The 12471-nt window shown below is 40.3% G+C and carries 12 protein-coding genes; 7 read left to right on the forward strand and 5 right to left on the reverse strand.

The window, feature by feature from the left end; all coding sequences use genetic code 11:
• Positions 1 to 117: 117 nt before the first annotated feature.
• The 3 genes from gshAB to CSV80_RS09575 form a co-directional block, all read right to left on the reverse strand.
• The gene (gshAB, locus tag CSV80_RS09565) at positions 118 to 2379 is read right to left on the reverse strand and encodes a bifunctional glutamate--cysteine ligase GshA/glutathione synthetase GshB (RefSeq protein ID WP_099670646.1); all 2262 of its coding nucleotides are present in this window, start codon (positions 2377 to 2379) and stop codon (positions 118 to 120) included.
• Positions 2380 to 2633: 254 nt separating this feature from the next.
• Positions 2634 to 3476: an S-formylglutathione hydrolase gene (fghA, locus tag CSV80_RS09570; protein ID WP_099670647.1), complete on the reverse strand. Its 843-nt coding sequence runs from the start codon at positions 3474 to 3476 to the stop codon at positions 2634 to 2636.
• 4 nt (positions 3477 to 3480) lie between these two features.
• Positions 3481 to 4599: an S-(hydroxymethyl)glutathione dehydrogenase/class III alcohol dehydrogenase gene (locus CSV80_RS09575; RefSeq protein ID WP_099670648.1), complete on the reverse strand. Its 1119-nt coding sequence runs from the start codon at positions 4597 to 4599 to the stop codon at positions 3481 to 3483.
• Between the two features lie 125 nt (positions 4600 to 4724).
• On the opposite strand from CSV80_RS09575, the gene CSV80_RS09580 reads away from it, so the two are divergent.
• From CSV80_RS09580 to CSV80_RS09590, 3 genes are all read left to right on the forward strand, one after another.
• Complete coding sequence (locus tag CSV80_RS09580) at positions 4725 to 5087, forward strand: winged helix-turn-helix transcriptional regulator (protein ID WP_029054354.1); 363 nt, start codon at positions 4725 to 4727, stop codon at positions 5085 to 5087.
• A gap of 74 nt (positions 5088 to 5161) precedes the next feature.
• The gene (locus CSV80_RS09585; RefSeq protein WP_099670649.1) at positions 5162 to 5692 is read left to right on the forward strand and encodes a YehS family protein; all 531 of its coding nucleotides are present in this window, start codon (positions 5162 to 5164) and stop codon (positions 5690 to 5692) included.
• A 45-nt stretch (positions 5693 to 5737) separates the two neighbouring features.
• Positions 5738 to 6421, forward strand: coding sequence for a peptidylprolyl isomerase (locus tag CSV80_RS09590; RefSeq protein WP_099670650.1), 684 nt, complete (start codon positions 5738 to 5740; stop codon positions 6419 to 6421).
• Between the two features lie 130 nt (positions 6422 to 6551).
• On the opposite strand, the gene CSV80_RS09595 is transcribed toward CSV80_RS09590, so the two are convergent.
• Complete coding sequence (locus tag CSV80_RS09595; RefSeq protein ID WP_369802818.1) at positions 6552 to 7340, reverse strand: DUF817 domain-containing protein; 789 nt, start codon at positions 7338 to 7340, stop codon at positions 6552 to 6554.
• A 121-nt stretch (positions 7341 to 7461) separates the two neighbouring features.
• On the opposite strand from CSV80_RS09595, the gene CSV80_RS09600 reads away from it, so the two are divergent.
• A complete protein-coding gene (locus CSV80_RS09600) occupies positions 7462 to 8238 on the forward strand; it encodes a TatD family hydrolase (protein WP_233201559.1) in 777 nt (258 codons plus the stop codon).
• 51 nt (positions 8239 to 8289) lie between these two features.
• Here CSV80_RS09600 and CSV80_RS09605 read toward each other — a convergent pair whose 3' ends face one another.
• Positions 8290 to 8778, reverse strand: coding sequence for a hypothetical protein (locus CSV80_RS09605; protein WP_099670651.1), 489 nt, complete (start codon positions 8776 to 8778; stop codon positions 8290 to 8292).
• Between the two features lie 338 nt (positions 8779 to 9116).
• Here CSV80_RS09605 and isdC point away from each other — a divergent pair, with 338 nt between their 5' ends.
• From isdC to CSV80_RS09620, 3 genes are all read left to right on the forward strand, one after another.
• Positions 9117 to 9767: a heme uptake protein IsdC gene (gene isdC, locus CSV80_RS09610; RefSeq protein WP_233201560.1), complete on the forward strand. Its 651-nt coding sequence runs from the start codon at positions 9117 to 9119 to the stop codon at positions 9765 to 9767.
• 2 nt (positions 9768 to 9769) lie between these two features.
• Positions 9770 to 11152: an NEAT domain-containing protein gene (locus CSV80_RS09615; protein WP_099670653.1), complete on the forward strand. Its 1383-nt coding sequence runs from the start codon at positions 9770 to 9772 to the stop codon at positions 11150 to 11152.
• Between the two features lie 90 nt (positions 11153 to 11242).
• The gene (locus tag CSV80_RS09620; protein WP_099670654.1) at positions 11243 to 12454 is read left to right on the forward strand and encodes an NEAT domain-containing protein; all 1212 of its coding nucleotides are present in this window, start codon (positions 11243 to 11245) and stop codon (positions 12452 to 12454) included.
• The last annotated feature ends 17 nt before the right edge of the window (positions 12455 to 12471 follow it).

The following is a 12471-nucleotide window of genomic DNA, read 5'->3' on the forward strand; positions in this document are numbered from 1 at the left end:
ATAAACAAGCCTATCCAGATATAAACTGGGTAGGCTTGTTTTAGTGGTGCAACATAGATTTTTATTATTTATGCGTAGTTACCATGCAAACACTTTGATTTATTGCGTAAAATAACTTTATAGAAGTTCAGGGAATAAGTAATGTAAAATATCCGTCGTCACTCGACGTGATTCACCTTTATAAGGGTAAATATGCATATACATCGACGGGTTGAAGTTCGCTTCAATGATGCCATAGGCGCCTGGATTTGCTGCTGGCACATCAAGGTCCTCAATAATCAAATCGATACCGCTAATTTTTGCGCCTAGAGCGGCTACTGCATCTACTGCAATCTTTTTATAATCGTCGGTAAACTGATCGGTGACATCAATCGAGTCTCCACCAGTACTGACGTTGGAATTCTCACGCAAGTAGACGATTTCGCCGTCTTTGGGAATCGAATCTAGTTGATAACCTTGACCTTTTAGCATAAGAACCTCTAGTTCGCCCAGTTGAATAAGTTCTAATGGCGTGCGGTGGTCTGTACCTCTTAGTGGATTTCGGTTCTTTTCTTCAACGAGTTCCTTAATCGTGTGTGTGCCGTCTCCTGTGACGTTTGCAGGCACGCGTAGCATGATCGCAAGTACTTTATCGTGTAACACGAAGAAACGGTACTCTGTGCCGTCTAGGAACTCTTCTACCAAGACAGACGAGTCTTCGTCGAATGCGAGCGTGATCGCTTTCTCGTAGTCCTCATAACTGGCACCATCTTTAAAGATGGATATGCCTATTCCATAGTTCGTTGTTTTTGGCTTCACAACGAAAGGTGTCTTAGCAAACATATCAAAGGCACGCAATGCATCTTCGATATTACTGAACTCGTCACCGCCTGGTACACGATAGCCTTCTTGGTGAAGAATTTTCTTCGTTACCGTTTTATTTTCCATAATTAAAGTAGAGACATACGTATCTTTACTCGTCATATTACCGTTCTTGACAAACTCTACATGGTCTCGTAATTTCAGCTTTAAGAACTGATCTTGACGGTCTAAAATTTCTACTTTGATACCTTGCTGAAATGCATCAAACATGAGAATCTGCGTAGACAATTCCATATCGGTAAAGCCCGTTAACTCATACGGTTTTTCCCATAGATTCGCGTGGGTTTCTTTTGCAATTTCTATAGCTACCTGGCTTTGACTACTTTTTTTGCTTTCCGTGTACAATCTGCCGGCTAATGTCTTCGAAGGATCTTCTAGCATAGCTCTCAAATTGCTAAATAATGAGTCAGAAACAGGGAAGTCCAATTCCTTAGACAACTTTTCCATACCTTCAACTAGCTCGTAAGCTTCTGCTTCAAACGCTGTATGTGACAATGGATGCTCAAGGGCAACTACATCATTACGTGCATCGCCGACTTTTCCATACTCATCACTTTCTGGATGTTCATCTTTCTGCAGAAGATACAGTGAGAAAATGTGCAGGAATTCCACTTGTTCATAACTGATTCCATTCGTCTCAAAAGGATTTAAATCAATATTTCGTAATTCTACATAACGGACGCCCTCGGTCAAGAATTTCTCTACGCGCTCGCTTCCACGTAAGCGCATCGCGGTATAGAATTCTTTTTCTTCCACAAGCAAACCTCTATTTACAACACAAGATAAATCTTCAATATAGCTCTCTATCGAGCTGAATGAAACTTTCACATCATCGTGATTCACATAGCCAAATCTGCTGCTTCTAATACTTCTAACCGGTTCATTAGGCTGATCATCACATCCGTAGAAGTTCTCATTACTGGTAGGGGAGGCACCATAAAAGTACGTCACGAGCCAGCGGTAGTATAAATAATTTCTTGTAAGTTTCAAGTAAATATTTGTTTTGAAGTATTGATAATTGTCGATTTCGGACTGTAAATTAAATAGTTTCTCGAGCAGTTCATCACTGAATTCAAAGTTAAAATGAATGCCACAAATCATTTGTTTCCGGCGACCGTATGAATTAGCCAAAGAGCGTCGATAGAGAACATTTTCAAAGTTATCCAGTTTCGCAATTATGATGTCTTCCTCTTTTTCAGGAAGTGCAGGTGGCATGCTTAAAGGCCATAGCATTTCACCTTTGCCCATGGAGCGGTGTGCCACATCATGGATAGCCGATAAATAATCAAATAATTCGTCCCGTGTGTTCAGGACAGGCGTGATCAATTCCATTTGCGTTTCCGAGAAGTCGCGCTGAATATACGGATGTTCATCTGCCATTCCAATGCTTGTAGGGTGATCCGTCGTCGCTAAATTTCCCGCAAGATCCACGCGTTGGCCTTCTTTTTCAATACCATACCGAGCTTTTAGAACATACGGCTTCACACGTTCATCGGCTAACATTTTCTTTAGATCCATCGTAACTGTCCCTCCTATGTAAAAGATTTTAATACGTTCCTTCTATCTTAATTCATATACTCTAAAAAACAAAAACATCCACATTATAAACAATGTGGACATTCGGAATGTAGGTAAATAAAATAGTGACAGGCACTGTTGATAGATGCTGCAAGGAGACGCATTCCCATAAGCATGGCTCAAACCACGCCCTCCGGAAAGCGTCCTCCCTCGAATGGAAATTCCATGCAGTATCCTACTTCAACTATCTACATTTATTCAAGTGATCTCAAGTTCTGCATATGGAAATTAAAGTGTTCCTCTAAGAAGGAAGAGATGAAGAAATAGCTATGATCATAGCCCTCTACTTTGTTATATTCCACTGCTTGATTATGCTGCTTCGCATTTTCAAGGAACGGTTTCTCATTCAACTGCTCCGGGTAAAAGCCATCTGCAGTTCCTTGCGTGATCAGGATTGGCGGAATACCTGCTTCCTTCACTAGCTCAGCAGTGTCCCACTCTTTCCAGGTCGTTTTGTCTTCACCTAGGTACGCCGTAAACGCTTTGATCCCCCAAGGAACATCACTCGGACTTGAAATCGGAGAGAACGCGGAAATCGCTTTGAAACGATCTCCATTCTTCATTCCGATCATCAATGCACCATAACCACCCATCGAGTGACCCATGATACTTTCGTTACCCGAGAAGTTAGGCACTAGAGTAGCAGCAATTTCACTAAGCTCCTGCGTTATATATGAATACATTTGATAATGCTTTGCCCATGGCTCTTCAGTTGCGTTTAGATAAAAGCTCGCACCTTGTCCAAGGTCAAATGCTTCATCGTTCGCTACGTCTTCTCCGCGCGGTGATGTATCTGGAATAATCACTGCCGCTTGATTTTTTTCAGCCAAGCTTTGGAAACCACTTTTTTGACTGAAGTTATCATCGGTACATGTTAATCCCGATAAAAACCAAATGAGCGGTAGTTCTTTTTGTTCTTTATTTGACGGTAAGAAGATACTAAATGTCATATCACACTTGAGGACTTCTGAATAATGGTTGTACTTGTTTTGTTCCCCACCAAAAGATCGTCTTTGCTCAACGCGTTCTACATTCATGATCTCACTCTCCATATGTTAGTATTGATCGAATTGATTCACCTTTATGCAGTAAATTAAATGCTTCATTGATATCCGTGAAGTTTAGTTGGTGTGTAATGAATGAATCTAAATCAATTTCACCGTCCATGTAGTCATCAATCATCCCTGGCAATTCGGTTCTGCCTTTTACTCCGCCAAATGCAGAACCGCGCCATACGCGACCTGTAACTAGTTGGAATGGACGAGTATGAATTTCTTTACCAGCACCTGCAACGCCAATGATGACACTCTCGCCCCAACCTTTATGGCAGCATTCAAGAGCAGCTTTCATGACTTCAACATTACCAATACACTCGAAACTGTAGTCTACGCCGCCATCCGTCATGTCTACAATGACTTCTTGGATGGGCTTATCGAATGTAGAAGGGTTGATGAAATCTGTTGCGCCCATCTTCTTCGCTAGTTCAAATTTATCTTCATTGAGATCGATTGCAATGATACGGCTTGCTTTTGCTTGCTTTAGTCCTTGGATAACGGCCAAACCAATAGCTCCGAGACCGAAAACTGCTGTAACTGCACCTTCTTCTACTTTCGCAGTCTTATGAACAGCCCCGATACCCGTAGTGACGCCACATCCAAATAGACAAACTTTATCAAGTGGTACGTTGTGGTCTTCCACTTTAACTAAGGAGATCTCAGACACGACAGTATACTCACTAAATGTGCTCGTTCCCATGTAGTGATAAATAGGTTCTCCATTGTAAGAGAAGCGAGTCGTACCGTCAGGCATTAATCCTTTACCTTGTGTTTCGCGAATTGCACCGCATAGGTTAGTTTTACCGGATAGACAGAATTTACATTTCCCGCATTCAGGTGTGTAAAGTGGAATTACGTGATCGCCAGGTTTAACGGAAGTGACTCCTTCACCAACTGAAACTACGACACCAGCGCCTTCATGACCTAACACGGCAGGGAATACTCCTTCTGCGTCATCGCCAGATAATGTATATGCGTCTGTATGACAGACAGAAGTGTAAAGAATTTTGACTAATACCTCATTAGCTTTTGGTTCTTCTACATCGATTTCTACAATTTTAAGTGGTTCTCCAGGTTTAAATGCTACAGCTGCTCTACTTTTCAAATGAAACCCTTCTTTCTTTTGCTTTATAGTGTTTACATTTCTATCTTTACATATTATAATTCACCATGCAATACTGACTCTTTTGTCACTATGAACATGAATAGTATAGAAAGAAGTGAAGCAATATGATCATCCATTATAAAGATAAGCAGTACTTCACAAGCAAGGATTTAGCATTGTCCGTTATTGGAGGACGTTGGAAAATTGCGATCATCTGGTGCTTACTGCACGAAACGCCATTGAGACTAAGCGAAATACAGAAAAAACTTCCTGATGCCAATCAACGTATGTTGATCAGACAGTTACGTGAATTAGAAGAAGATAAAATTATTACGCGCTACGTCTATCCCGTTGTGCCGCCAAAAGTGGAGTATAAATTAAGTGAAATTGGCTTATTATTGGAACCAGTCGTTACATCGATTTGTGATTTTGGCGATCAGTTTATGCAAACAATTGAAAAGGAACCAGATCCAACGTCAGTCGACTGAATGAAGACAAATTATAACGAATCAGGCTATACTAAGAATTACAGCTATAGACTAGAGAGGGTACAGGTGATGATATGAATAATAATGATATTTTAAGCAGATTACGCTATGCACTGGATCTAAAAGATTCGGCAGTGGTAGAAATGTTTACGTTAGGCGGACTGAAGACAAACAGAGCGGAAGTCAAAGAAATGCTGACGAAAACGAATGAGGATAGCACGGATGAAATGCAGATGAATGAATATGCAAAAGAAATTGACAACATGATGTTAGAGTCATTCTTAAACGGTTTGATTAGCTCGAAAAGAGGAGTACCGGAGAATACCAGTAATGCTCCACAGCCATTTCTTATGTCAGAGGAAGGCCATCGGAATGTCAATAATATTTTGCTAAAGAAAGTTAAAATCGCGTTATCTCTTACAAGTGAGGATATGCTCGACATTTTAGAAAATGCAGGGGTAACGATTTCTAAAAACGAATTGAGTGCTGTTCTTCGTAAAGAAGGCCATCGAAATTATAAACCGTGTGGCGACCGATATGCGCGTAACTTCTTAAAAGGATTGGCTTATCGTTATCGCGATCAAGATCAAGACAACGAAGATTAATAGTTTATAATGATGAATATAATGAGTTAGGAGTGTTAGAAAGATATGTTCAAGCGTAATACAGCATGGTATTTCCTAATAAGTGTAATGGCGTTGGCCGTACTTTTAGTAGGGTGTGGGAAAGCGACTGAAGAACAACAAGTCGAGACACCGAATGAAGAATCTACAGAGCAACCTAAAGAAGCAGCGGTTGATTACTCGGCAGATGTAAAAGAGAACCCCATTGTGACAATCACGATGGAAAACGATGAACAGATCGTCTTAGAGTTAGAGCCGACTGTTGCACCGAATACAGTAGCGAACTTCATTTCTTTAATTGAAGATGGCTATTACGATGGCTTGATTTTCCACCGTGTGATTCCAGGCTTTATGATTCAAGGTGGAGATTCATCCGGTGACGGCTCAGGTGGTCCAGGATACGCTATTGATGGAGAATTCTCTTCAAATGGTTTTGAAAATAATATGAAACATGAGCGCGGTGTGATTTCGACTGCACGGACGCAAGATCCGAACTCCGCAGGGTCCCAATTCTTTATTATGACAGACGATAACACTTCACTTGACGGCGAGTATGCGGCTTTCGGTAAAGTAACGGAAGGCATGGAGACAGTGGATGCTATCGTAGCTAATGAAACAGATGCTATGGACAAGCCTATTGAAGAGCAGAAAATGAAGACAGTTGAAGTAGATACAAAAGGTTTTGACTACCCTAAACCAACTACACATTAATCAGAAAAAAACGCAGTAGGCAATTGAGCCTGCTGCGTTTTTTATATAGCATGTTCATTTATTTCCCGTAAAATACACTCATCTAAGAGAATGTGCATAGTAAAGAATTTGCCTGTTACTATATACATATCTATTCCTTTTTTACTTGTTTTAACACAGCTACGATGAGGAAGCTGACGATGACTAATAATAACCAAGAACTTAATTTACCTATGCCAACGAGATGCCATGTCTCGCTTTGATTGGGATAAGTCCAAGCACCGAAGAAAGTAGCAATATTTTCTGCTACCCAAACGAAAAAGCCGATTAATATGAATGAGAGAGATAATGGCATACGGTACTGGGTTTCGTTTATCCAATAGCTCACCGAGGCACGCCAAAAAATAAGTAGTACTAATGCGGACAACCACCATCTTATATCGATCCAATAATGATGTGTGAAGAAGTTTCCATATATTGCGATGGCAAGCGGAACAACTGCCCAGAGCGGGGGCCATTGAATTAGGCTGACGTGTAATCTTCTCCAAGCTTGGCATAAATAGCTTGCCACACTCGCATACATGAAGCCGCTGTATAAAGGAACACCGAGTACTTTGAAAAAACCTTCTTCGGGATAAGACCAGGAACCCATATGTACTTTAAATATCTCTAAAGTTAGGCCTATGATATGAAATAACGTAATCACTTTAAGTTCGTCACGTGTTTCAAGTCCAGATCGTACCATCCACCACTGAGTTCCGATAAAAATAATGAGTAGCCAGTCGTATCGTGGAAGGATAGGTAAAGGTATGATTTGTGTAAGTGCAAGTGAACTGAAGATGATAACAGGGAAGATGCAAGCTAAAGCTTGTTGCCATCCAAAATTAAAGAGTTGTCGTGTAGAATTCATTGTCTTATTACGTAATACATGAATATTCATATGCCACCGCCTATTTATTCATAATGGAGATTAGTATGACGCTCATATAATAGTGTAGGTTCATTTACGAATAGAAGTTTCACGTGAAACATTGCAGATTAGTGGAAGCGGGTGATCGGTTTTGAGTAGACAGATAATTGATGCGCATATTCATTTGGATATGTATGAAGAGGAAGATCGGCTTCAAATCTTGAGCGAATTGGAAGAGAATGATGTAACTTCGATAGTGGCGGTATCAAATGACTTTGCATCTTCCGTTAAGCAATTAGAGCTTTCGAAAATAGATAGACGAATAAAACCCGCTGTAGGTTATCATCCCGAACAAGCTCTACCGAGTGAATGTGAGCTTTCAGCTATTTTGCAATTAATCGATGAGCGTGCAGATTGTCTCGCAGCAATAGGAGAAGTAGGGTTACCTTATTATTCACGACGAGAGCAACCTGACTTAGACGTAGTACTATATAAAGAAGTGTTGGAATGCTTTGTTCGGAAGGCGGACGAATATAACTTGCCAATTGTTTTACATACCGTATATGAAGATGCGGAAATGGTGTGTGAAATGTTGGAACAGTATTCCATCTCGAAAGCACACTTTCACTGGTTTAAAGGGGACGATATAATAGTGCAACGAATTCTTTCGAATGGTTATATGATTTCTGTGACGCCAGAAGTTACGTATCGGAAAAAGATTCAGCATATCGTTAAACAAGTTCCGTTAACTCAATTAATGGTAGAGACAGATGGACCATGGCCTTTTGAATATACTTTCAAAGGAAAATTAACACATCCCTCCATGATGCATGAAAGTATGAACAGTATCGCCAGAGTTAAAGGTGTAACTGTTGATGAAGCGTATAAAGAAATCTATGAGACTACACAACGGTTCTTTTGCATATAAAACGGAGACACGCATCAAGCCGCGTGTCTCCGTTTTATCTAAGTACAAAATTCATGAGCAAATCACAATGATTTTATGTGGAGTAGTTTGCGGAGGGATACTCTTTGTAGTTGCACCATATAAAACTATCAAATTCCGCTCTGCTATATTTCCTGTGAAATACTGACCATTTGTCGAAAGTATTTCAGTTTGCGGAGACAGATTAAGTTGAAGCGTTCCATCACTACTTTGCAAGCGACGATTAAAGTAGTCGACTTTTACGTTTTCACGCCTGGAATCTTTGGACATAACTACCGCTCTAAACTGAGGGGGATAAATCATAGGCGTGGCAGCGTCGGCATCATAAAATCCTGTAACGCGATCCCCTACATGAACTTTCACATGATTAACGAAATAAGTAGTCGGCTCTACTACAAAGTTGACGACATTTCCTCGACCATTGTCGACCGTCATTAATACGTAGCAACCTGCGTCCTTATTTTGCCCTGTATAAAAATCATTTATTACCATTACCACACCACTGAAAGACTGAAGATTCATCGTAATACCCCTTTCATTCCTAAATCGTATCTATCTAGACTATGCGAAGCGTCCAATTTAGTGACTAGTTGAAAATTCTACTGCATAAATTGAAATAATTTTCCAAAAACCAATTGACATTACTAGCAAAACATTATATATTAAATGATAATTGTTCTCATTTGCGCGCTTTGAAAGTCACATACTTGTCATAGTCTACTAGGTGATTGAGTTGCAATGATTTGTGTATGGGGCGATTTATGAGATAATTTAGAAGTGGAAATATATCCAGTGACTGGAAGCCGGTTGGTGGATTTATGTAGCATAAATATAAACAAGTGAGAGGAGATTATGTCCAAGTGAGAAAAGCATTTTTATACTTTTTAGTTGTAAGTTTTTTCGTGCTGACAATAGGGCTGCCGCAAGCATCCGCTAAAATAGCAAACGGTACCCAGCAATTAAATTATCAAGTTAATCAGCCGGACAGCACTAATGCATCTATTGCGAATGATTACTTCCAAAAACCGGCACTTGTAACGGTAACGAATGGTTCTGCCATCGTACAGCTTACGCTTAAGAACAGTTCTTGGATTACAAAGTTCGAGCCAGCAGGCGGAGCAGAAGTGGTCAATGAAGACCTGAAGGCAGATACGCGTGTTGTAGAGTTTAGCGTAAGTGATATTTCAAAGCCAGTGAAGATCCCGATGAAAGTGGACGTAGAGCACATCAATTACCACCACGAGTATACAGTTGATTTGGTGTTCGAGGATAAGAGTGCCGTGACACCACCGGCAGTAAAACCACCTGCAACTACTACTACCCCACCACCTAGTACTAACACAAATACCAACACCAGTACCAGTACAGTCACAAAAAAACCAACTACTCAAGTACCAGTTAAGAATCCACAAACCAGTGATTCAACGCCGTACCTATTAATCTTTGTATTGGCAGGTTCTGCATTTTTATTGTATAAAACTAGATTCCAAAGAAAACAGGGGGAACAATAATTATGACAAAAAAAACATCATCTCGCGCGACGAAAGTAGTACTTGCTTCATTACTAGCAGCTTCCATTGCTATTCCAACAGCAGCGTCCGCTAACCCAATCAGCACAAGTGACCGAGCAGCATCAGCTTTGACGCAGGCGGTAGCAGTGGATCAAGCAGTCGATTTGAAGGTGTATAAATCGGGTACAACTGAACCGCAACCTGCAATTAGCAATCATGTTTTGCCCCAAGTAACAATTGTAGAAAATGAGGGTAAGACATTTGCAAATCTGACAGTCATCGCTAAGTCAGCACCTATGATTTCAGAAGTACAAACAAAGCAAGGCAATGAATTTGTTACTACACCAGGAGTGGAAAACTCAGATGGATCTGTATTGTACAGTTTTCCAGTAGAGTTAAACAAGATCAACTCTGGAAAGATGCACGTTCAAGTTCCAGGACATGACATGTGGTATGAATTTGATTATGAAGCAGAAGTCATTGAGGAAATAAGCATCAAGGTTTATAAAGATGGAACGAATGAAGAGTCCATTATGAATAATTATATGTCGCCAGTTGCATCTGTAAAGAAAGTTACGGACGGTAACGAAGTAACGGTAACTTTCCCTAAAGGCGGCTATATCCACGGATTTAAAATCTCTGGGAAGGATGTACCTGTAGCAACAGATGATAAATCAACAGGCGAACGCACATATACATTCAAGGTAGCGGATCTAACGAAGTTAGTGAATGCTGATCTACACGTTATTGTAAATGAAGGGCCTATCAAATATGATTCAAACCATAAAGTACAAATTAGTCTTGATGGTGCAAAACCAACTGTGAACCCGTTTAAAGATATCGACAAAGACAGTAACAAAGAAGCGATTCTTGCGTTGTATGATAAAGGAATTGTAAAAGGCGCGGACAACTTCAATCCACGCAATAACATTACACGTTCACAGTTCGCCTTGATGGTTGCACGTGCATTAAACTTGGAATCCACTAAGGACGCAGGTTTTAAAGATGTAGACAAAATTACGGATAAAGAACGTCTAAGCGCAATCAATGCCCTTGCAGAAGCAGGCATTGTCCAATCGAATGAAAAGTTCAATCCGAACAATACATTGACTCGTCAGCAAGGTGCATTGATGTTATACCGTGCAATTCAATTTGCAGAAGGTAAAGAAATCAAAAAAGGGGATACAACTCTCCCATTCTATGCAGATGGAAAAGCAATTACAGATCCTGAAGCGAAGCAAGCATTTGCATTGTTGTACGCAGAAAAAATCATGACAGGTGCCCCTCAGCCAAACGGTAAAGTTTTGATCAACTCAGGCAGTTCATTACAACGTACACAAATGGCTAAAATTTTATTTGGTTCATTAGAATTTATGAATAAATAAGAACGAATACAGATACTTCCTTTCGCTTTCTCAAAAGCGGAAGGAAGTTCCTGTTGTTTTACATAATGTGTAAAGGAGTGTACGTCTGAAATGAAAAGAACGGTTTTGTTACCACTACTTTTGCTACTCATCTCTGCGTGGCTTCCTTTTCATTTTGTAAACGCAAACGAAAGGAAAGAAATTGCAAATGACGTGTATCAAGTTGAACTAAGTTTTCTATCACATGAAGCCGAGGGCACAAATGTTGTATTTACTAAGCAGGCTACGTTAACTGTTAAGGAAGGTCGCTATACATTATCCATTGCGGCGAAGAATGATCACATCCTAATGCACATCACTGCCGTACAGCAAGGGAACAAAACGAGCACGCGACTGAATCGAACAGAAAACTTAGTTCAGTTTGATATAGAGAATGTACAACAAAAGATTGAACTCACGGGCACATATCGTTTGCCGAAAGAACATGCACAGCAATCTTTTTCATATGAAGTGTTGATCCAGGAGCAGTCATTACCGGCGTTTGATCAGGTTCAACCAGCACAGTCTATTCAGCCAAGTGACAATACCATACACTACCGATTGCTTTCAGATGGTAAACCGTCGGCAATGAACGACTATGTCAATCAAGTACTGCACATCATTAAACGTGACAATCGATACTTTGCGCAGTTAGAGTTTCTTCAACCGAGTAAGGTTAAAGGCTTCACAGTAGAGCAGCAAGGGAATTTAGTGGAACCAAAAGTGGTATCACAAAACAAGACACGTATTGTGCAGTTTGAAGTAGAAGATTTCCAGAAGGGGACTCGTATTTGGATGAAAGTGAAGGAATCCGAGAACTCGCATGTACAGGAAGAGTTTTTGCAAATTGCTTTCAATCAGCAACAGATAGCGAAGTTTTTGAACAAAGTACCTTCAAACAACAAAGCAGTATCTTCATTGACTAAGCGAACTGAGCAACCTAAAAACCCCACTACTCCAATTAAACAAAAAACGAATGAAAAAGAAAAAAAGATAGAAAAGTCATCTGAAGAAAAAGAACAAAAACAGGACGAGTTACCGCCTCTTCTTCCTGAAGTGCAATTGGAATTCGATCGTACGGTGGATGATGTGAAGGAAGAACCAGCCGAGGTCGTTACGCAAGTAGCAAGCGAACCGGAAGGACTGGCAACTCATGAACAAGATGAACAAACGATTCCCTTTGATATAATAAAAATGGGAATACTATTTACATTATGTATGTTGTCTGGTGTCTTATTGATACGTCGACTACTAAAGAGAAATCACGTGATGAGTAATGAATAACGAGTGGAGGATTACAT

The sequence above is a fragment of the Sporosarcina sp. P12(2017) genome (assembly GCF_002743035.1).
GTDB classification, from domain to species: domain Bacteria; phylum Bacillota; class Bacilli; order Bacillales_A; family Planococcaceae; genus Sporosarcina; species Sporosarcina ureae.

Excerpts from the sequence above, each read along its gene's own strand:
- fghA (WP_099670647.1), bottom strand. The coding sequence starts at position 3,476 with ATGAATGTAGAACGCGTTGAGCAAAGACGATCTTTTGGTGGGGAACAA.
- gshAB (WP_099670646.1), bottom strand. The coding sequence starts at position 2,379 with ATGGATCTAAAGAAAATGTTAGCCGATGAACGTGTGAAGCCGTATGTT.
- CSV80_RS09615 (WP_099670653.1), top strand. The coding sequence starts at position 9,770 with ATGACAAAAAAAACATCATCTCGCGCGACGAAAGTAGTACTTGCTTCA.
- CSV80_RS09585 (WP_099670649.1), top strand. The coding sequence starts at position 5,162 with ATGAATAATAATGATATTTTAAGCAGATTACGCTATGCACTGGATCTA.
- CSV80_RS09590 (WP_099670650.1), top strand. The coding sequence starts at position 5,738 with ATGTTCAAGCGTAATACAGCATGGTATTTCCTAATAAGTGTAATGGCG.
- CSV80_RS09595 (WP_369802818.1), bottom strand. The coding sequence starts at position 7,340 with ATGAATATTCATGTATTACGTAATAAGACAATGAATTCTACACGACAA.
- CSV80_RS09580 (WP_029054354.1), top strand. The coding sequence starts at position 4,725 with ATGATCATCCATTATAAAGATAAGCAGTACTTCACAAGCAAGGATTTA.
- CSV80_RS09605 (WP_099670651.1), bottom strand. The coding sequence starts at position 8,778 with ATGAATCTTCAGTCTTTCAGTGGTGTGGTAATGGTAATAAATGATTTT.
- CSV80_RS09620 (WP_099670654.1), top strand. The coding sequence starts at position 11,243 with ATGAAAAGAACGGTTTTGTTACCACTACTTTTGCTACTCATCTCTGCG.